Origin of the sequence: Streptomyces sp. NBC_01077 (assembly GCF_045162855.1) — a bacterium.
Taxonomy (GTDB): domain Bacteria; phylum Actinomycetota; class Actinomycetes; order Streptomycetales; family Streptomycetaceae; genus Streptomyces.
Window position 1 is genome coordinate 3650935 of sequence record NZ_CP108669.1, and the last position, 19997, is coordinate 3670931.

At 69.5% G+C, this 19997-nt stretch carries 16 protein-coding genes and 2 tRNA genes; 7 read left to right on the forward strand and 11 right to left on the reverse strand.

All coding sequences use genetic code 11. The features are described 5' to 3' along the window. Positions 1–135 precede the first annotated feature (135 nt). Positions 136–2757 (reverse strand): valine--tRNA ligase, encoded by a 2622-nt coding sequence (locus OG462_RS16335; RefSeq protein ID WP_406058223.1) that lies wholly within the window; start codon positions 2755–2757, stop codon positions 136–138. 138 nt (positions 2758–2895) lie between these two features. On the opposite strand from OG462_RS16335, the gene OG462_RS16340 reads away from it, so the two are divergent. Beyond that, positions 2896–3855, forward strand: coding sequence for a hypothetical protein (locus OG462_RS16340; RefSeq protein WP_406058225.1), 960 nt, complete (start codon positions 2896–2898; stop codon positions 3853–3855). A gap of 69 nt (positions 3856–3924) precedes the next feature. On the opposite strand, the gene clpX is transcribed toward OG462_RS16340, so the two are convergent. From clpX to OG462_RS16365, 5 genes are all read right to left on the reverse strand, one after another. Next, on the reverse strand, positions 3925–5208 hold the full coding sequence (clpX, locus tag OG462_RS16345) for an ATP-dependent Clp protease ATP-binding subunit ClpX (RefSeq protein WP_015033605.1): 1284 nt from the start codon (positions 5206–5208) through the stop codon (positions 3925–3927). Positions 5209–5364: 156 nt separating this feature from the next. Further along, positions 5365–6027, reverse strand: a complete 663-nt coding sequence (locus OG462_RS16350; RefSeq protein ID WP_328944659.1) for an ATP-dependent Clp protease proteolytic subunit — start codon at positions 6025–6027, stop codon at positions 5365–5367. Between the two features lie 62 nt (positions 6028–6089). Further along, positions 6090–6707, reverse strand: coding sequence for an ATP-dependent Clp protease proteolytic subunit (locus OG462_RS16355; RefSeq protein ID WP_406058228.1), 618 nt, complete (start codon positions 6705–6707; stop codon positions 6090–6092). Between the two features lie 239 nt (positions 6708–6946). Then, positions 6947–8332, reverse strand: coding sequence for a trigger factor (gene tig, locus OG462_RS16360; RefSeq protein WP_406058230.1), 1386 nt, complete (start codon positions 8330–8332; stop codon positions 6947–6949). 171 nt (positions 8333–8503) lie between these two features. Then, positions 8504–8580 (reverse strand) — tRNA-Pro (locus OG462_RS16365). A gap of 132 nt (positions 8581–8712) precedes the next feature. On the opposite strand from OG462_RS16365, the gene OG462_RS16370 reads away from it, so the two are divergent. After that, positions 8713–8786: transfer RNA gene (locus OG462_RS16370), tRNA-Gly, on the forward strand. A gap of 172 nt (positions 8787–8958) precedes the next feature. Continuing rightward, positions 8959–10530 (forward strand): hypothetical protein, encoded by a 1572-nt coding sequence (locus OG462_RS16375; RefSeq protein ID WP_406058232.1) that lies wholly within the window; start codon positions 8959–8961, stop codon positions 10528–10530. Positions 10531–10602: 72 nt separating this feature from the next. On the opposite strand, the gene OG462_RS16380 is transcribed toward OG462_RS16375, so the two are convergent. Then, positions 10603–10797, reverse strand: coding sequence for a hypothetical protein (locus OG462_RS16380; RefSeq protein ID WP_015033610.1), 195 nt, complete (start codon positions 10795–10797; stop codon positions 10603–10605). 300 nt (positions 10798–11097) lie between these two features. Between OG462_RS16380 and OG462_RS16385 the strand changes: the two genes are divergently transcribed. Beyond that, entirely contained in the window at positions 11098–12213 is a 1116-nt protein-coding gene (locus OG462_RS16385) for an acyltransferase family protein (RefSeq protein ID WP_406058234.1), read from the forward strand. Here the strand turns inward: OG462_RS16385 and OG462_RS16390 are convergent. Further along, positions 12170–13315, reverse strand: a complete 1146-nt coding sequence (locus tag OG462_RS16390) for a PP2C family protein-serine/threonine phosphatase (protein ID WP_406058235.1) — start codon at positions 13313–13315, stop codon at positions 12170–12172. The two genes, OG462_RS16385 and OG462_RS16390, sit on opposite strands and share 44 nt — an antisense overlap. A 106-nt stretch (positions 13316–13421) precedes the next feature. On the opposite strand from OG462_RS16390, the gene OG462_RS16395 reads away from it, so the two are divergent. After that, entirely contained in the window at positions 13422–14651 is a 1230-nt protein-coding gene (locus OG462_RS16395; protein ID WP_406058236.1) for a GNAT family N-acetyltransferase, read from the forward strand. Between the two features lie 13 nt (positions 14652–14664). Here OG462_RS16395 and OG462_RS16400 read toward each other — a convergent pair whose 3' ends face one another. After that, positions 14665–15474 carry an Fpg/Nei family DNA glycosylase gene (locus OG462_RS16400; protein ID WP_406058237.1) on the reverse strand — a complete coding sequence of 270 codons (810 nt, stop codon included), beginning with the start codon at positions 15472–15474 and terminating at the stop codon, positions 14665–14667. After that, positions 15474–15968: a ribose-5-phosphate isomerase gene (locus tag OG462_RS16405; protein ID WP_406058239.1), complete on the reverse strand. Its 495-nt coding sequence runs from the start codon at positions 15966–15968 to the stop codon at positions 15474–15476. Before OG462_RS16405 ends, OG462_RS16400 begins: the two co-directional genes overlap by 1 nt. 196 nt (positions 15969–16164) lie before the next feature. Between OG462_RS16405 and OG462_RS16410 the strand changes: the two genes are divergently transcribed. Further along, a complete protein-coding gene (locus OG462_RS16410; protein ID WP_406058241.1) occupies positions 16165–17625 on the forward strand; it encodes an amino acid permease in 1461 nt (486 codons plus the stop codon). A gap of 90 nt (positions 17626–17715) precedes the next feature. Here OG462_RS16410 and OG462_RS16415 read toward each other — a convergent pair whose 3' ends face one another. Continuing rightward, the gene (locus OG462_RS16415; RefSeq protein WP_406058243.1) at positions 17716–18309 is read right to left on the reverse strand and encodes a biotin transporter BioY; all 594 of its coding nucleotides are present in this window, start codon (positions 18307–18309) and stop codon (positions 17716–17718) included. A gap of 254 nt (positions 18310–18563) precedes the next feature. On the opposite strand from OG462_RS16415, the gene OG462_RS16420 reads away from it, so the two are divergent. Further along, the gene (locus OG462_RS16420) at positions 18564–19937 is read left to right on the forward strand and encodes an amino acid permease (protein ID WP_406058245.1); all 1374 of its coding nucleotides are present in this window, start codon (positions 18564–18566) and stop codon (positions 19935–19937) included. Positions 19938–19997 lie beyond the last annotated feature (60 nt).

Consider the following 19997-nt stretch of genomic DNA (forward strand, 5'->3'; position numbering starts at 1 on the left):
CTTTCGTCCCGATGCCGTGGACCTGAAGTCCCGTCTGATGTGACATCGGGCACTTCGTCCCTATTCCTGCCCTGAGGGGCATGACGAAGGGGCCCGGAACCGTGTCACGGTTCCGGGCCCCTTCGTCATGCCGTACTAGGCCTGCGGCAGGCTCGCCAGCTGGGCCTCGATGCGGGCGATGTCCTCGTCCGCCTTGGCGAGCCGGGCACGGATCTTGTCGACCACGTTGTCCGGGGCCTTGGCCAGGAACGCCTCGTTGCCGAGCTTCCCGTTCGCCTGGGCCTTCTCCTTCTCGGCGGCCGCGAGGTCCTTCGCGAGGCGCTTGCGCTCCGCGGCCACGTCGATCGTGCCCGACAGGTCGAGCGCGACCGTGGCGCCCGCGACCGGCAGGGAGGCGGTGGCGGCAAAGCCCTCACCCTCCGGCTGGAGGCGCAGGATCTGGCGGATGGCGGCCTCGTGCGCGACGAGCGGGGTGCCGTCGACGGTCAGGCGGGCCGGCACCTTCTGGGCGTCCTGGAGGCCCTGCTCCTTGCGGAAGCGGCGGACCTCGGTGACGACCCGCTGGACCAGCTCGATCTCCTTCTCCGCGGCCTCGTCGCGGAAGCCGCTGTCCTTCGGCCACTCGGCGATCACCAGGGACTCACCGCCGGTGAGGGTCGTCCACAGGGTGTCGGTGACGAACGGGACGATCGGGTGCAGCAGCCGCAGCATGACGTCCAGGACCTCGCCGAGGACCCGGCCGGAGACCTTGGCGCCCTCGCCGCCCGCGAAGAACGTGGTCTTCGACAGCTCGACGTACCAGGCGAAGACCTCGTCCCACGCGAAGTGGTAGAGCGCGTCGGCGAGCTTGGCGAACTGGAAGTCCTCGTAGTACGCGTCGACCTGGGCGACGGTCTCGTTGAGGCGGGACAGGATCCAGCGGTCCGTGGCGGACATCTGGGAGGCGTCCGGCAGCGGGCCCTCGATCGTGGCGCCGTTCATCATCGCGAAACGGGTCGCGTTCCAGATCTTGTTGGCGAAGTTCCGCGACGCCTGGACCCAGTCCTCGCCGATCGGGACGTCGACGCCCGGGTTGGCGCCCTTGGCCAGGGTGAAGCGCAGGGCGTCGGAGCCGTACTTGTCCATCCAGTCCAGCGGGTTGACGGTGTTCCCGAACGACTTCGACATCTTCTTGCCGAACTCGTCGCGGACCATCCCGTGGAACGCGATCGTGCGGAACGGCGGCTGACCGTCCATCGCGTACAGACCGAACATCATCATCCGGGCGACCCAGAAGAACATCAGGTCATAGCCGGTGACCAGGACGGAGTTCGGGTAGAACTTCTCCAGGTCCGGGGTCTTCTCGGGCCAGCCGAGCGTGGAGAACGGCCACAGGCCGGACGAGAACCACGTGTCGAGGACGTCGGTGTCCTGCGTCCAGCCCTCGCCCGTGGGCGGCTGCTCGTCGGGACCGACGCAGACCAGCTCGCCGTCGGGACCGTGCCAGACGGGGATGCGGTGGCCCCACCACAGCTGGCGCGAGATGCACCAGTCGTTGAGGTTGTCGACCCAGTCGAAGTACCGCTGCGACATGTCGGCCGGGTGGATGTCGACCCGGCCGTCGCGGACCGCGTCACCGGCGGCCTTGGCGAGGGTCTCGACCTTGACCCACCACTGCAGCGACAGACGCGGCTCCAGCGTCGTCTTGCAGCGCGAGCAGTGGCCGACGGAGTGGACGTACGGGCGCTTCTCGGCGACGATCCGGCCGTCGGCCCGCAGGGCGGCGACGATCGCGGAGCGCGCCTCGAAGCGGTCCAGGCCCTGGAAGGGGCCGTGGACGGTGATCACACCGCGCTCGTCGAGGACCTCGATGGACTCGAGGTCGTGGCGCTGGCCGATGGCGAAGTCGTTCGGGTCGTGCGCCGGGGTCACCTTGACGGCGCCGGTGCCGAACTCCGGGTCGACGTGCGTGTCGGCGACGACCGGGATGGTCCGGTCGGTCAGCGGCAGCTTGATCCGCTTGCCGATCAGGTGGGCGTAGCGCTCGTCGTCGGGGTGGACGGCGACGGCGGTGTCGCCGAGCATCGTCTCCGCGCGGGTCGTCGCGACGACGATGGTGTCGTCACCCTCGCCGTACTTCATGGAGACGAGCTCGCCGTCGTCGTCCTGGTAGTCGACCTCGATGTCGGAGATGGCCGTCAGACAGCGCGGGCACCAGTTGATGATGCGCTCGGCGCGGTAGATCAGCCCGTCGTCGAACATCTTCTTGAAGACGGTCTGGACGGCCCGGGACAGGCCCTCGTCCATGGTGAAGCGGTCCCGGCTCCACGCGAGGCCCTCGCCGAGGCGCCGCATCTGGCCGGCGATCTGCCCACCGGACTCGGCCTTCCATTCCCAGACACGCTCGACGAAGGCTTCGCGGCCCAGGTCGTGGCGGGACTTGCCCTCCTTGGCGAGCTCACGCTCGACGACGTTCTGGGTGGCGATGCCCGCGTGGTCCATGCCGGGCTGCCAGAGCGTCTCGAAGCCCTGCATGCGCTTGCGGCGGGTGAGGGCGTCGATCAGCGTGTGCTCGAAGGCGTGGCCCAGGTGGAGCGAGCCGGTGACGTTCGGCGGCGGGATGACGATCGTGTACGCCGGCTTCTCGCTCTTCGCGTCCGCCTCGAAGTACCCGCGCTCTACCCAGCGCTCGTACAGCTCCCCCTCTACCTCGGCCGGCGCGTACTGGGTCGGCAGTTCGGTGGTGGGCGCTGTCTGCTGCTGAGTGTTCTCGGTCACGGGGCCAGTTTAGGGGTGTCCTCGCCTTGTCCTGAAACGCTTTGGTTCGGTAACGGTGTGGCCCCCGCCGCACTTCCGCCCCGGCGGTTCCGCCAGGATGTTCGGTAGGCATAAACATCCTGTGAGGGGAACCTGTCGATGAGCTACAACCAGCCGGGCCCGTACGGCCAGCAGCCGCAGCAGCCCGGGCCCTACGGCCAGCAGCCGGGCCCTTACGGCCAGCAGCCGCAGCAGCCGGGCCCGTACGGCCAGCCGCAGGCCCCCCAGCCTGGTTACGGGTACCCCCAGCAGGCCCCGCAGGGCGTCCCGCCGCAGCAGCAGCAGCCGTACGGCTACCCGCAGGCCCAGCAGCCCGGCCCCTACGGCCAGCAGCCCCAGTACGGCGCCCCCCAGGGCCCCGGCGGCTACATGCCGCCCCCGCCGGCCGCGAAGAAGTCGAAGGCCGGCTGGATCATCGGCGCGGTCGCAGTGGTCGCGGCGCTGGGCGTGGGCGCGTACTTCGTGTTCGGCGGGGGCGGCGCCTCGGTCGCGGACGACGGCCCGCACAAGCTGACCACCCCGGAGACGGTCCTCGGCGAGTACAAGAAGGACGCCAAGGACCAGGACTCCGACGGGAAGAAGTTCCTGGAGAAGGCGGAGCAGAGCGGCGTCAAGAACGCCACCCAGGTCCAGGCCGGCTACAAGGTGGAGAACAAGGCCAACCCCCTGGGGGGCAAGGCTCTCTCCTTCAGCGGTCTCTACGGCGAGATCGACGACCCCGAGAAGGTCGTCGACGGCATCTTCGCCAGCATCAAGGCCGAGGCCGAGAAGGACAAGGGCAAGGGTGACGAGCCGCAGCTCGTCGACAGCCCCAAGACGTACACGCCGGCGGAGGCCGACGGCGCGGTTCTCAAGTGCCAGCAGGCCAAGACGGAGGCCGACGCCACCGAGGGAACCCCCGCGATGACCATGAACATGTGTGTCTGGGCCGACCACAGCACGGTGGGCTTCGTCGTCCCGATCGATGTGGCCTCGCTGCTCGCGGGCAAGTCCGGGACCGGCGAGGAGGCGGCCGCCATCACCGCCAAGTTCCGCAAGGAGATCCGCGTCAAGGTCTGATCCGCGACGCGCGTACGGAGAAGGGGCGCCCCGCCAGTCGGCGGGGCGCCCCTTCCATGTCCGTACGGCTCAGGCCGACTTCTCGTGCCTGCCGTCGTTCTTCACGATCCGCGGGACCAGCGTCGGGTTGACGTTGTTCCGGACGACGTCCGCCGTGATGACGACGCGGGCCACGTCCTTGCGGGACGGGACCTCGTACATCACCGACTGGAGGACCTCCTCCATGATGGCCCGCAGGCCACGCGCGCCGGTGCCGCGCAGGATCGCCTGGTCGGCGATGGCCTCCAGGGCCGGGCGGTCGAAGTCCAGCTCCACGCCGTCGAGTTCGAAGAGGCGCTGGTACTGCTTCACCAGTGCGTTGCGCGGCTCGACCAGGATCTGGAGGAGCGCCTCGCGGTCCAGGTTGTGGACGGAGGTGAGGACGGGGAGACGGCCGATGAACTCGGGGATCATCCCGAACTTCACCAGGTCCTCCGGCATGACCTCCTGGAACTGGTCGCTCGCCTCGATCTCGCGCTTGGAGCGGATGGTCGCCCCGAAGCCGATGCCCTTGGCGCCCGCCCGCGACTCGATGATCTTCTCGAGGCCGGCGAAGGCGCCGCCCACGATGAAGAGCACGTTCGTCGTGTCGATCTGGATGAACTCCTGGTGCGGGTGCTTACGGCCGCCCTGCGGGGGAACCGAGGCCGTGGTCCCTTCCAGGATCTTCAGGAGGGCCTGCTGCACGCCCTCGCCGGAGACATCGCGGGTGATCGACGGGTTTTCGCTCTTACGGGCGACCTTGTCGATCTCGTCGATGTAGATGATCCCGGTCTCGGCCTTCTTGACGTCGTAGTCGGCCGCCTGGATCAGCTTGAGCAGGATGTTCTCGACGTCCTCGCCGACATAGCCGGCCTCCGTCAGCGCCGTCGCGTCGGCGATGGCGAACGGGACGTTGAGCATGCGGGCCAGGGTCTGCGCGAGCAGCGTCTTCCCGGAGCCCGTGGGGCCGAGCAGCAGAATGTTGGACTTCGCCAGTTCGATGGCGTCGTCCCGGCCCTGCGCGCCGCCGTTCTCGCCGGCCTGGACGCGCTTGTAGTGGTTGTACACCGCGACCGAGAGGGCCTTCTTCGCGGGCTCCTGCCCGACGACGTAACCCTCGAGGAACTCGTAGATCTCGCGGGGCTTGGGGAGTTCCTCCCAGCGCACCTCGCTCGTCTCCGCGAGTTCTTCCTCGATGATCTCGTTGCAGAGGTCGATGCACTCGTCGCAGATGTACACACCGGGTCCTGCGATGAGCTTCTTCACCTGCTTCTGGCTCTTTCCGCAGAACGAGCACTTGAGCAGGTCGCCGCCATCACCGATGCGTGCCACGAGGTGCTTCCCCTTCGCCTGGGAGTGCTTGGTTCAGCGACTCCTGGTGCCTCATATTCGACGGTACCTTGCCGGGCCCCCCGTTCGGGCCCCCCTTGGCACGGTTCACATGGTCGTGATTCGGCCACACGGGCCGTGCCAGGGGAAGGTCGGGCGTCAGCGCTCGGCGGAGGCCGTGCTCTTACGGGTCGAGACGATCTGGTCGACCAGGCCGTACGCGAGGGCGTCCTCGGCGGTCAGGATCTTGTCACGCTCGATGTCGTCGCGGATCTTCTCGATCGGCGTCGAGGAGTGCTTGGCCAGCATCTCCTCGAGCTGGCTGCGCATGCGCAGGATCTCGCGGGCGGCGATCTCCAGGTCGGAGAGCTGCTCGCGGCCGGTGCCGCCGGAGGGCTGGTGGATCAGCACACGGGCGTTCGGCAGGGCCATCCGCTTGCCGGGCGTACCGGCGGCGAGCAGCACGGCCGCGGCGGAGGCCGCCTGGCCCATGCAGACCGTCTGGATGTCCGGCTTCACGAACTGCATGGTGTCGTAGATCGCCGTCAGCGCGGTGAAGGAGCCACCGGGGCTGTTGATGTAGATCGAGATGTCGCGGTCCGGGTCCATCGACTCCAGGCACAGCAGCTGCGCCATGACGTCGTTGGCGGAGGCGTCGTCGATCTGCACGCCGAGGAAGATCACGCGCTCCTCGAAGAGCTTGGCGTACGGGTCGTACTCGCGGATGCCCTGCGAGGTGCGCTCGACGAAGCGCGGCACGACGTAGCGGTTGTCCATCGGCGCGCCGGTGTAGAGGCCGCTCGCGGAGAGGTTGTTCTGCATCTGGGTGTTCACCGTCCTGGTGGCGTTCGGTGGGCTGGGGCTCTTGGGTGGGCGGACGGGGCTCAGGCGCCCGTACCGCCGCCGCCCGGAACACCTGCGGCGTGCGTGATGATGTCGTCGATGAGGCCGTAGTCCTTGGCCTCCTCGGCGGTGAACCAGCGGTCGCGGTCACCGTCGCGGATGATCGTCTCGACGGTCTGGCCCGAGTGGTGCGAGGTGATCTCGGCCATGCGCTTCTTCGTGCGCAGGAGGTACTCGGCCTGGATCTTGATGTCGGAGGCGGTGCCGCCGATGCCGGCGGAGCCCTGGTGCATCAGGATGTCGGTGTTCGGCAGCGCGAAGCGCTTGCCGGGGGTGCCGGCGGTGAGCAGGAACTGGCCCATCGAGGCCGCCATGCCCATACCGATGGTGACGACGTCGTTCGGGATGAACTGCATGGTGTCGTAGACCGCCATGCCGGCCGTCACCGAGCCGCCGGGGCTGTTGACGTAGAGGAAGATGTCCTTCTCCGGCTCGGCGGCCAGGAGGAGCATCTGAGCGGTGATCTTGTTGGCGATCTCGTCGTCGACCTGCTGGCCGAGGAAGATGATCCGCTCGCCGAGCAGCCGGTTGTAGACATGGTCGCCGAGGCCGCCACCGATGGACGGCTCACCCGCGGCGTAAGGCTTCAGATTCGTCACGTATCCACCTGCTCGTCTCCGACGGCCAGGGCCGTCTCAGCGTCTCGTACCGAGGGCACTGCCCTCTCTTCATGGACCCTAACGCGCAGGTAGGACAACGCCATCCCGGTTCCCGAACTGTTCGCTGGGAGCGCAAGGTAGTCGGGGGCGCGTAGCCGGGTCCTCGTACGTCCACGGGCCCGTACGCACAGGAGTGCGTACGGGCCCGTGTCACAGGGTCCGCGCGGGGCGGGGGCCCCTTACTTGTCCTCGGAGACCTCGGCCTCGCCGGTGACGGCCTCGACGGCCTCGGCGGCGGTCTCGACCTCGTCCTCGTCGTCCGAGAGGTCGACGACCTCACCGTTGCTGTCGAGGACCTTGGCGGCCTCGACGACGACCGCGAGGGCCTTGCCGCGGGCGACCTCGCCGACGAGCATCGGAACCTGGCCACCCTCGGCCACGGCCTGGGCGAACTGGTCGGGGCTCATGCCGGAGGAGGCGGCACGGCGGAACAGGTGCTCGGTGAGCTCCTCGCGGGAGACGTCGAGCTTCTCCTTGTTGACGAGCTCATCGAGGATGAACTGCGTCTTGATGCCCTTCTCGGCCTGCTCCTTGGTCTCGGCCAGGAACTCTTCCTCGGTCTTGCCCTGGATCTCCAGGTACTTCGCGAGGTCGAGGCCCATCTGGCCGAGCTGGTGGTGCTCCAGGTTGTGCTTGCGGGTGTTGATCTCGTCCTCGAGAAGCTTCTCGGGCATCGGGACCTCGACCAGCTTGAGGAGCTCGTCGAGGACGCGCTCCTGGGCCTGGGTGGCCTGGTCGAACTGCTTCATGTTCTCGAGGCGCTTGCGGCTGTCGGCCTTGAGCTCGTCGAGGGTGTCGAACTCCGACGCCATCTGCGCGAACTCGTCGTCGAGCTCGGGGAGCTCACGGGCGGAGACGGTGGTGACCTTGACGGTGACCTCCGCGTCCTTGCCCTCGGCGGAGCCGCCCTTCAGCTGCGAGGTGAAGGTGGCCTCGCCACCGGCCTCCAGGCCCTTGACGGCCTCGTCGATGCCGTCGAGCAGCTCGCCCGAACCGATGGTGTACGAGACACCGTCGGCGACACCGTCGGGGAGGACCTCGCCCTCGACCTTGGCCTCGAGGTCGATGGTGACGACGTCACCCTCCTGGGCGGCGCGCTCGACCGCGGAGGTCGAGGCGAAGCGCTCGCGGAGCTGCTCCACGGACTTCTCGATGTCCTCGTCGGTGACCTCGACCGCGTCGACGGTGACCTCGATGCCGGAGTAGTCCGGGATCTCGAGCGTCGGGCGGATGTCGACCTCGGCGGTGAAGGCCAGCAGCTCGCCGTCCTTCAGCTCGGTGATGTCGACCTCGGGCTGGCCGAGCGGGTTGACCTCGGCCTCGTTGACGGCCTCGGTGTAGAACTTCGGGAGCGCGTCGTTGACGGCCTCTTCCAGCACGGCGCCGCGGCCGAACCGCTGGTCGATCACGCGAGCAGGGATCTTGCCCTTACGGAAGCCCTTGACCGTGACCTGCTGGTTGATCTTCTTGTACGCCGCGTCGAGGCTGTCCTTGAGCTCCTCGAAGGGCACCTCGACAGTGAGCCGAACCCGGGTCGGGTTCAGGGTCTCCACGGCGCTCTTCACGGTTCGGTCTCCTTGTGGCTGATTCCTGGAATCCACCGGCGCCGCGTGAAGCGGTTCCGGTGGCTCGGCCCGGTCAGAAAGACACACGGGCACGCAGCTTGCATAGTAACCGCAAGCGGGATGACGCCCACAACGTGATCAAGAGCGCGCGAGGTGGCCGCGTGATCGTCATGGTCGGGGTGGCGGGATTTGAACCCACGGCCTTCCGCTCCCAAAGCGGACGCGCTACCAAGCTGCGCCACACCCCGTCGGTGCGACACGTAGGGTACATGGACGGGGACTGTCCGGCGCCCCCTGATTTCGGGGTGTGCACGATCGGCCCCGGAACCGCTACCATGCTCTTCGTGCCGCGGTCCTCGTGACCTGCGGCGCGATGCTGTGCGGGTGTAGCTCAATGGTAGAGCACTAGTCTTCCAAACTAGCTACGCGGGTTCGATTCCCGTCACCCGCTCCAACGGTCCACGGCCCGGTTCGCCTCGCGCGAGCCGGGCCGTGGTCGTTTCCCGGCCAAGTGCCGGTACGGACCTGCCGGATTCGCGTCAATCGCGCGACCCCCCGCCCGGCCAGTGGCTACGTTTCCCCCTTGCCGATGAGCTGTTGATCAACGGATCCGGGGAGGGGACCTCATGGAGAAGAGCCGGAGAAGACCCACCGTCGTGGCCTCGCTCGCGCTGGCCTGCGCGGCGGGACTGCTGGGCGGGGGGACCGCGCGGGCGGCGGAGTTCCCGTACACGGCGGCCGAGCCGACGGCGTGGCCGGGCGGATGCGTGACGGGCGGCGAGCTGCCCTGGGTGGGGAACACCGACGTCAGCCTGTCCGTGCGAATCGAGGGCGAGGACCCCGCCGGGAGCTCCTTGGACGCCCGGTTCCGGGTGTGGAAGGAGGGCGCCGCGGAGACTCCCGTCGTCGACACCGCCGTTCACACGTCGTCCGGATCGGCGGCCGGAACGGTGCTTCTCAAGGAGCAGATCCCGGCGGAGGGCCCGTACTGGTGGCAGGCCCGGGTCGAGAGCGCGGACGGCGCCTCGGCGTGGACCGCGCCCTGCGGGTTCGGCACGGACCAGACCCGGCCCGCCGCTCCCACGGTCGAGTTCCTGGACGCGGCGTCGTACCCGAACGGGGCGCCGTCCGGCACCGTCCGGACGGTGCGCATCAGCCTGCCGGCGGGGACGGAGGCCGCGTACTTCTGCCTCGACCCGCTCGCCGAATGGGGCACCTACGACTGCGCGGCCGACCGCCGCATCCCGGTCGGCGCGGACGGCACCACCACCACCACCACGTTCGTGACCCCGGAGCGCACCGGGCCGGCGGGCGTCTGGGTGCGGGCCTTCGACCGGGCGGGCAACCTCTCCGACACCGCGAGCGCCGACTACCGGGTCACCCACCCGTTCATCGAGCCGTTCGGCGACTACGACAGTGACGGCCGCCCCGATCTGCTCGGCGTCGACGCGGCGGGCCGGCTGACGCTGCTCGCGGGCCGGGAGAGCGGCGGTTTCGCGGCCCCGGCCGTGAGCGACACCCGGGACTGGGCGAACACGCGGGTGGCACGAGCCGGTTGGCTGATCAACCGGTACGGGCCGCAGGAGTCGAACGACGTCCGCAACGACCTCGTGGCGCTGCGGGACGGCCGGCTGTACGCGTACCCGGGCAATGGCGCGGGCGGTTTCGGGGAGCCGGTGGAGATCACCGGGTTCGACTGGTCCGGTGTCAGCCGGTTCGCGCTCAGCCGCCAGGACTACGGGAGTCCGAGCCTGGTCGCCGTGAAGGACGGGCGGTTGCTCCACTTCGAGGTGTACGCGAGCCGGCAGGGCATCCATGTCGCGGAGCCGACCGTGCTCGCCGCGAGCGGCTGGGACACGAAGGAGCTCAGAGCCTCGGACACCAACCCGGGTGCCGTCCTGGGGACCTTCTGGGCGCGTGACACCCGCAGCGGCACGCTGGAGTTCTTCGGCGTCGACTACGGGACGGAGGCCCCGTACACGCTGGTCGCACCGGTGACGGTCGCCGCCTCCGGGTTCGGCGCCCGGCAGGTGCCGTCGCTGGTCGCCGTCGGGGATCTGACCGGGGACGAGCGGATCGACCTGGTCACCGGTGACCGGCGGGGCGGGCTCGCCCTGCGTCCGGTGCAGGCGGACGGCGCTCCGGGCGCCCCTGGGCCGGTCCAGGGTGCGGTGCCGGCCGGGACGCGGCTGTTCTGAGTCGACCGGTCTCGCGCGAAGGGCCCCTGCCGGTCTCGGCGGGGGCCCTTCGTCGTACGCGCGGCACGCCGCTCAGAACTTTATGGAGGCGACCGTCTGCGTTATCGAGTCCAGGAAGCGCTGGATGTCGTCGGCCATGCCGGTGGAGGCGAGGAAGAAGCCGAAGAGCACCGCGACCACGGCCGGGCCGCCCTTGAGGTTCCCCCCGCGGATCAGCACCACCAGGATGATTGCCAACAGCAACACCACAGACAGTGAAATGGCCACAACTGATCACACCCTCGGTCGGTCCCGCCTTGCCCACCAGGGAGCCCGAATCCCGGATCACCCCCCGCTGTCTCCATCGTGCCACCAACCCCCCTGCCCCCGCTGCCCGGTGACGAATCGTCGGGGCCGAGGGGTTCCCGGGGGAGACAAACGGCACACAGGTACAACCAAGCGGCTTTTGCCCCGATTCAAGAGGGTTGAGTGTGCCTTATTGTGTCGATTCATGACCGAATCTGACGGTTCGAATACTCTCGGTCGACCGCTTTGCGCACAGGTAACACACAGCTAGCGTCAACGGCCATGTCGTCCATCACTCAACAAGGCTCCACCGATGCGGTGCACATATCCGTGGAGCCCGCGACGGTCCCCGAGGTCAGGACCCCGGCCGCCTCCCGTCGCGACCCGTACTTCGACAACGCGAAGTACCTGGCCATCCTGCTCGTGGCCCTCGGGCACATCCTGCCCGTCGTCGTCGAGGGCAGCCGGGCCACCCGCACGCTCTACATGTTCGTCTACTTCTTCCACATGCCGGTGTTCGTCCTGGTCTCCGGATACCTGTCGCGGAGCTACACCGGGCGGCCCGACCAGCTCAAGCGACTGCTCACGGGCGTCGCGCTGCCGTACGTGGTCTTCGAGGTCGTGTACACGCTGCTGATCCAGTACGGAACGGGAAGCGACCGGCCGATCAGCCTGCTGCACCCCTCGTACCTGATGTGGTTCCTGCTCGCGCTGTTCCTCTGGCGCGTGACCGCCCCGTTCTGGTCGGTCGTCCGGTGGCCGGTGGCGGTGTCGATCGCGATCGCGGCGCTCGCAACGGTGACCCCGGGCCTCGGCGGTGCGCTCGACCTGCCCCGTGTCCTGCAGTTCCTGCCGTTCTTCGTGATCGGACTGCGCATGAGGCCGGAGCAGTTCCGGGCCCTGCGCCGGCGGCCCGTGCGCGTGGCGTCGGCCGTCTTCCTCGCCGCGTCGCTGGTCGTCACCTACAAGGTGACCCACTCCATCCCCCTGAACTGGCTCTACCGGTCCCGGAGTGTGCAGGACCTGAACGCGGAGCTCGTCCCCGGACTGATGTGGGCAGGACTCCTCTTCGTCTTCACGCTGCTGCTGACGGCGGCCTTCCTCTCGCTCGTCCCCGGCAGCCACCGCTGGTTCACCGTGCTCGGCGCCGGCACCATCTGCGGCTATCTGCTGCACGGCATCCTGATCCGGACGGGTCAGTACGCGGGGGTCTTCGAGGAGCTCGAGTGGCTGAACACCCCGGCGGGCCGGGTGGTGACCACCCTGGCGATGGTCGCGGTGATGACGCTGCTGTGCACCCCGCCGGTACGCAAGCTGATGAAGCCGGTGACCGAGCCGGAGCTCGCGTGGGCGTTCAGGCGGGCCGAGAAAGCAGGAGCAGAGCGCGGTCGTCGTTGACGTCCTTGGCGACGGCCTCGATCAGGTGCCAGGCGACGCCGTCGAAGCCCTCGGCGACGCAGCGGTCGGCCTCGCCCGTGAGGCGGTCGATGCCCTCGGCGATGTCACGGTCGGAGGCCTCGACGAGGCCGTCGGTGAAGAGCATGAGGACGTCACCGGGGCGCAGCGAGCCCTTGACCGGGTGGAACTCGGCGCCGTCGTAGACGCCGAGCAGGGGTCCTTCGGCGGCCTTCTCCTCCCAGCGTCCGCTGCCCGCGTGGAGCTGGAGGGCGGGCAGGTGGCCGGCGGAGAAGAGCTCGTAGTCGCCTGACTCCAGGTCGAGGACGAGGTGGATGGACGTGGCGAAGCCCTCGTCCCAGTTCTGCCGCAGCAGATAGCCGTTGGCCGCGGGCAGGAAGCCGTGCGGCGGGAGCGAGCCGAGGAGTCCCCCGAAGGCGCCGGAGAGCAGCAGGGAGCGGGAGGCCGCGTCCATGCCCTTGCCGGAGACGTCGGTGAGGACGACCTCCAGGGTCCGGCCGCCGTGGGTGCGGGCGGCGACGACGAAGTCGCCGGAGAACGACTGGCCGCCGGCCGGGCGCAGTGCCATCTCGCGGTGCCAGCCCTGCGGGAGCCGGGGCAGGGCGCTCTGGACGCGGATGCGCTCGCGCAGGTCGAAGAGCATCGTGCCGCCGCGCCGCCACGGCACTCCGACCCGGGCCCGGAACTGCGCGATGAGCAGTCCGAAGAGGCCGCAGGCGGCGACGACCAGGACGGTGCCGGGGGTCACGCGCGCGGGGCCCTGGGTGTACGGGCCGAGGACGATGGACTCGACGATGAGAGCGCCGGCGGCCGCCGCGTACAGACCGAGCAGGCTCGCGGGGCGCAGCAGCAGTCCGCCGGCCACGATCGGCAGGACCAGTGCGGCGGGTGCGCACCAGACCGGGTCGAGCAGTGTTCCGCAGGCGATGGCCGGAATCATCAGCAGAAGTCCGGCGAAGGCGAGCCAGTCGGAGCCGTCCCCGCGGAAGTAGTCGACGCCGGACCTGCGCAGCGCGATGCGGGCCCGGCGGGCGCGTCGGCGCATCCGGGCCGCGTACGTGTTCACTCCGGCGCGGTGTCCCATTGGCCTGGACCCTATCCATCCCGTCCGACATCGCGCAGGGGTACCCCGGTGACAATGCGCGCGAAATCGGGTCGCCCCGGACGCGAGCCGCTGATATCGATGGCATATGACGACTGAACTGCGGGTTCTCGACCCGACCGAGTGGGACCGCTGGTACGGAGTTCTCGAACTCGCCTTCGGGGGTGTGCCCGAGGCCCCGGAGGAGCGGGAGCTGTGGCACGACCTGACCGAGTTCGACCGGTCTCTGGGGGTTTGGGACGGTGACCTGTGCGTCGGTACGGCGGGGGCGTTCACGTTCCGGCTCACGGTGCCGGGCGGGGCGTCGGTCCCGGCCGGCGGCGTGACGATGGTGAGCGTGGCCGGCACGCACCGGCGGCGCGGGATCCTGACGTCGATGATGCGGCGGCAGCTGGACGATCTGCGGGCCGCCGGCGAGTCGATCGCGGTGCTCACGGCCTCGGAGCCGGAGATCTACGGGCGGTTCGGGTACGGGGTGGCCGCGTACGCGGCGCGGGCGACGATCGACACCACACGGGTGCGGCTCTCGGTGCCGGAGGGCACGGACGACGTCGCCCTGCGCCGGGCGGATCTGACGGAGTCCTCTGCGGCGTGCGAGGCGGTGTACGCGAAGCTGGTGCCCAGGCGGCCGGGGATGCTCGCCCGGCAGCCCCAGTGGGAGCGGCTGCCCCTGATCGACCCGCCGGCCGACCGGGAGGGTTCTTCGCCGCGGCTGTGCGTGCTCGCCGAACGGGCCGGTGAGGTCGTGGGGTTCGCCCACTACGCGATCAAGCCGGAGTGGTCCTTCTCGGGTGCCGATGGGTCCGTCGCGGTCCATCAGTTGATGGGGCTCGACGCGGCGGCGGAGGCGGCGCTGTGGCGGTTCCTCTGCTCGGTGGACCTGACCAGGGAGGTACGGATCCACAGCCGGCCGGTGGACGACGCCTGGCAGCACCTGGTGAGCGACGTACGGCGCTGCGCCCCGACGGTGCGGGACTCGCTGCACGTGCGCCTGGTGGAGGTCGGCGCGGCGCTGGAGGCGCGGACGTATCAGGCGCCGGTGGATGTGGTGTTCGAGGTCGAGGACACGTTCTGTCCTTGGAACGAGGGGCGGTGGCGGCTGACCGGGGACGCGAAGGGGGCGAGCTGCGTCCGGACGGATGACGCGGCCGATCTCGCCTTGTCCGTACGGGAGTTGGGTGCGGCCTATCTGGGCGGGACCTCGCTGGTGTCACTCGCGGGCGCCGGGCGGGTGCGCGAGCTCCGCGAAGGGGCGCTGGTCGAGGCGTCCGTCGCCTTCGGGTCGCAGGTCGCGCCTTGGCTGCCGCACGGGTTCTAGCGGGGCGCGCCCTCTAGTGCTGCTGGCAGCCCGGGCACCAGAAGAGGTTTCGGGCTGCCAGGTCCGCCGTGCGGATCTCCGTGGTGCAGAGGTGGCACGGCATGTGGGCGCGGCGGTAGACGTAGACCTCGCCGCCGTGGTCGTCCACGCGCGGCGGGCGGCCCATCGCCTCGGGGGTGTGTTCGGGGCGGACCGTGTCGATGCGGTTCAGGCGGACGCCTTCCCGCATGAGTCCCACGAGGTCCGTCCAGATCGCGTCCCACTCGCGCGCCGTCACGTCCTTGCCGGCGCGGTAGGGGTCGATGCCGTGCCGGAAGAGGACCTCGGCGCGGTAGACGTTGCCGACGCCCGCGATGACCTTCTGGTCCATGAGCAGGGCGGCGATCGTGGTGCGGGACTTCGAGACGCGGCGCCAGGCACGGTCGGGGTCGTCGCCCTCGCGGAGCGGGTCCGGGCCCAGGCGCTCGTGTATCGCCTGCTTCTCGCCGTCGGTGATCAGCGCGCACGTGGTGGGGCCGCGGAGGTCGACGTACGACTCCGGGTTCGCGAGCCGCAGCCGGACCGTGTCGGTGGGCGGTGGGGCGGGCGCGTCGCCGAAGTTCACCTTGCCGAAGAGGCCCAGGTGGATGTGGACCCAGCCCATGCCGGTGAAGCCGAGGAAGAGGTGCTTGCCGTGGGCCTCGGTGGTGTCGAGCACGGCGCCGTCGAGCAGCGCGGCCGAGTCCGTGAACTTGCCCTGCGGGCTGGTCACCCGCACGGACCGGCCGCCGAACCGTTCCCGGTGGTCGGCGGCCAGTCGGTGGATCGTGTGCCCCTCGGGCATCAGGCGGTCGGCTCCTGCGGGTGGTGGGCCGGGATCGGGGGGAGCTCGCCGGTGTTCTCGTACGCGGTGAGCATGTCGATCCGGCGGGTGTGACGCTCGTCACCCGAGTACGGGGTGCTGAGGAAGATCTCGACGAACTTGGTCGCCTCTTCCCGGGTGTGCATCCGGCCGCCGACGGAGATCACGTTGGCGTTGTTGTGCTCGCGGCCGAGGGCGGCGGTCTGCTCGCTCCAGGCGAGGGCGGCGCGCACCCCCTTCACCTTGTTCGCGGCGATCTGCTCACCGTTGCCGGAGCCGCCGATGACGACGCCCAGGCTGTCCGCGTCCGCGGCCGTCTTCTCGGCGGCACGCAGGCAGAACGGCGGGTAGTCGTCCAGGGCGTCGTAGATGTGGGGACCGCAGTCGACGGGCTCGTGGCCGTGTGCCGTGAGCCACTCGACGAGGTGGTTCTTGAGTTCAAAGCCGGCGTGGTCGGAACCGATGTAGACGCGCATGAAGCCGAGTGTGGCATGTCAGGGGCCGGGTAGCAGGCAGCGGGGTCGGGACCTTCATCCGACCTGGTACGGACCTTCGACTCTCGCGCAGTGGTCCACACAACGATCCGGAATGAGGTCTTCCGATCACACCCGTTCACGGTGTTCAATGCTCGGGCTCGCGACCCGAGCGCCCCCCACACGCAAGGAAGCGTTCATGAACCCGCAACCGACCCTGACGAAGGACGGCGAGGAGACCGGTACCCCCGGGACACCGCACTCCTCCGACGGCCTCAAGGCCGGTCTCAAGAACCGTCACCTGTCGATGATCGCCATCGGCGGCGTCATCGGTGCCGGTCTCTTCGTCGGCTCCGGCTCCGGCATCGCCGCGGCCGGCCCCGCGATCCTGCTTTCCTACGCACTCGTCGGCGCCATGGTCGTCTTCGTGATGCGGATGCTCGGCGAGATGGCCGCCGCCCGGCCGTCCTCCGGCTCCTTCTCCGCCTACGCCGACCGCGCCCTCGGCCGCTGGGCCGGTTTCAGCATCGGCTGGCTCTACTGGTTCTTCTGGGTCGTCGTGCTCGCCGTCGAGGCGACCGCGGGCGCCAAGATCCTGGAGAGCTGGGTCCCGGCCGTCCCGCAGTGGGGCTGGGCGCTCATCGTGATGGTGGTGCTCACCGCCACCAACCTCGGCTCGGTCGCCTCGTACGGCGAGTTCGAGTTCTGGTTCGCGGGCATCAAGGTCGTGGCCATCGGCGGCTTCGTCGTCATCGGCATGCTCGCCGTCTTCGGCGTGCTGCCCGGCTCGGACAACCCGGGGGCCGGATTCGCGCACCTCACCGACAGCGGGGGCTTCTTCCCGATGGGTGCGGGAGCGATCCTCACCGGTGTGCTGATGGTCGTCTTCTCCTTCATGGGCAGCGAGATCGTCACCCTGGCGGCCGGCGAGTCCGAGGACCCGCAGAAGGCCGTCACCAAGGCCACCAACAGCGTGATCTGGCGGATCGGCGTCTTCTACCTGGGTTCGATCTTCATCGTCCTGACCCTGCTGCCGTGGAACGACAAGTCGATCGTCGACAAGGGCTCGTACGTCGCCGCCCTCGACTCCATCGGCATCGCGCACGCCGGTCAGATCATGAACGTGATCGTCCTCACGGCCGTGCTCTCCTGCCTGAACTCGGGCCTCTACACCGCCTCCCGCATGGCCTTCTCGCTCGGTCGGCGCGGTGACGCGCCCAAGGCCTTCGCCAAGGTCAACAAGCGGGGCGTGCCGACGGCGGCGATCCTCGGCTCGGTCGTCTTCGGCTTCGTCGCGGTCTTCTTCAACTACAAGTGGCCGGACACCGTCTTCGCGTTCCTGCTGAACTCCTCCGGCGCGGTGGCGCTCTTCGTCTGGCTGGTCATCTGCGTGACCCAGCTGCGGATGCGCGGCATCATCCTGCGCGAGACGCCGGAGAAGCTCGTCGTGAAGATGTGGCTCTTCCCGTACCTGACCTGGGCGACGATCGCCATGATCGTCTTCGTCCTCGGCTACATGCTCTACGACGGCGGCAGCGCCCGCGAGCAGGTCGTGCTCTCGCTGCTCGTGGCCGCGCTCGTGATCGTGATCGCGCTGGTCAAGGAGCGGTTCGCGAAGGCCTCGGCGAAGGCTTCGGCGGAGGTCTCCGAGCGCGTCTAGCGCCGGGGCACCCATGCGAGAGGGCCCGCCGTTCCTCGGGGAACGGCGGGCCCTCTTCGTGTGCGTACGGGGCGTACAGGCGTACGGGGCTCAGCCCTTGCGGCCGAGCAGCTTCCAGGCGGTCGGCAGGGCGCCCATCGCGAGCGCCGCCTTGAGCGCGTCACCGATGAGGAACGGGGTGAGGCCCGCCGCGACGGCCTGGCCGAGGGTCATGCCGGTGGCGAGCGCCAGGTAGGGCACGCCGACCGCGTAGATGATCGCGGAACCGAGGACCATCGCGCCGGCCGTGCGGAGCACCGAGCGGTCGGCGCCGCGGCGGGCGAGGGCTCCGACGACGGTCGAGGCGAGAAGCATGCCGAGGACGTAGCCGAAGGACGGCATGCCGTAGCCGGAGGAGGCCTGCGCGAACCACGGCACGCCCGCCATGCCGGCCACCGCGTACAGGGCCAGGGCGAGGAAGCCGCGGCGGGCGCCGAGCGCGGTGCCGACGAGCAGGGCGGCGAAGGTCTGGCCGGAGACGGGGACCGGGGAGCCGGGGACCGGGAGGGAGAGCTGCGCGGCGAGGCCGGTGAGGGCGGCGCCGCCGACGACCAGGGCGATGTCGCGGGTGCGGCTCGCGGGGAGGAGGTCGGCGAGGACGGTTCCCGCACGGAGGGAACGGACGGGGGCGGCGGCGGTGCTCATCGGTACTCCGCGGAGGTGAGGGTGGGTGGGACGCCTTGACCGTATGCCAGGAGTGAACGCTCGATCACCGTCAGCCGCCGACAAAGCGACGGTCGAGTGCTTCGTGGAGACCGAACAAACCTCGCCGATCACACCTCTCGCCACGTGACGCTTGTCACTGGGAACTCATGCGCGGAGGTCCCTTTTGCGCCAAGGGTCGTTCACTGGAGAGACTGTGGGGTCTCCATAAACCGTCAGAGAGCACGAGCCCCCACATGCACGACTCCCTCGCCTCCGAACCGGAGCCCCTCTCCCACGGTCTGAAGCAGCGTCATCTGACGATGCTGGGGCTCGGCGGTGTGATCGGCGCCGGGCTCTTCGTCGGCTCCGGCGCGGGCATCGCCGTCGCCGGGCCCGGCATCGTGGTCTCGTACCTGATCGCCGGGGCGCTCGCGATGCTGGTCATGCGGATGCTGGGTGAGATGTCGGCGGCGATGCCCGCGTCGGGGGCGTTCTCGGTGCATGCCGAGCGGGCGCTCGGGCGGTGGGCCGGTTTCTCGGTGGGCTGGCTGTACTGGTTCCTGCTCGTCGTGGTCCTCGCCGTGGAGGCGACGGGCGCGGCGCGGATCGCGCACGGCTGGGTGCCGGACGTCCCGCAGTGGGGCTGGGTACTGATCTTCATGATCGTGTTCACCCTCGCCAACCTCGCGGCGGTGAAGAACTTCGGCGAGTTCGAGTTCTGGTTCGCGGCGCTCAAGGTCGGCGCGATCGTCCTCTTCCTGGTGCTCGGCGTCCTCGCGATCGCGGGCTGGCTGCCCGACACGGACCCGGTGGGGCTCGCGAACCTGACCGGGCAGGGCGGCTTCCTGCCCAACGGCTGGTCGGGAGTGATCTCCGGGGTCCTCGCCGTCGTCTTCGCCTTCGGCGGTCTGGAGGTCGTCACGATCGCGGCGGCCGAGTCCGACGACCCGGCGCGGAACGTGGCGCGGGCGGTGCGCAGCGCGGTCTGGCGGATCCTCCTCTTCTACGTGGGCTCGATGCTCGTCATCGTGACGCTGCTGCCGTGGACCTCGATGAAGCCGGGCGAGTCGCCGTACGTGGCGGTCCTGGACGCGATCGGGGTGCCGGCGGCGGGCCAGATCATGAACGTGGTGGTGTTCGTGGCGCTGCTCTCGGCGCTCAACGCGAACCTGTACGGCTCCTCGCGGATGGTGTTCTCGCTGGCCGAGCGCGGCGAGGCACCGAAGGGGCTGCTCCGGGTCTCCGGTGGAGGGGTGCCGCGCCGGGCGGTGCTCGCCTCGGTGGCCTTCGGCTTCGTCTCCGTACTCCTCAATCTGAAGTGGCCGGATTCCGTCTTCCTCTACATGCTCAACGCGGTCGGCGCGGTGCTGCTCTTCGTCTGGGCGCTGATCGCGGTCTCGCAGCTGCGGCTGCGGCGCCGGATCGAGCGCGAGGCCCCGGAGACGCTGACGCTGAAGATGTGGGGCTTCCCCTGGCTGACGTGGGTGGCGCTCGCGGCGATGGGCGCGGTCCTGGTCCTGATGCTGACGGACGACGCGGCCCGGCCGCAGGTGCTGTGGTCGGGCGCGGCGACCGGTGCGGTGCTGCTCGTGGCCTGGGCGCGGGAGCTGCGTACGAAGCGAGGTTAGATCTTCACCTTGTGTGAAGGTCGTGCCCGTATAGCGGACATGCGTTCCCTGTGAGCGGTG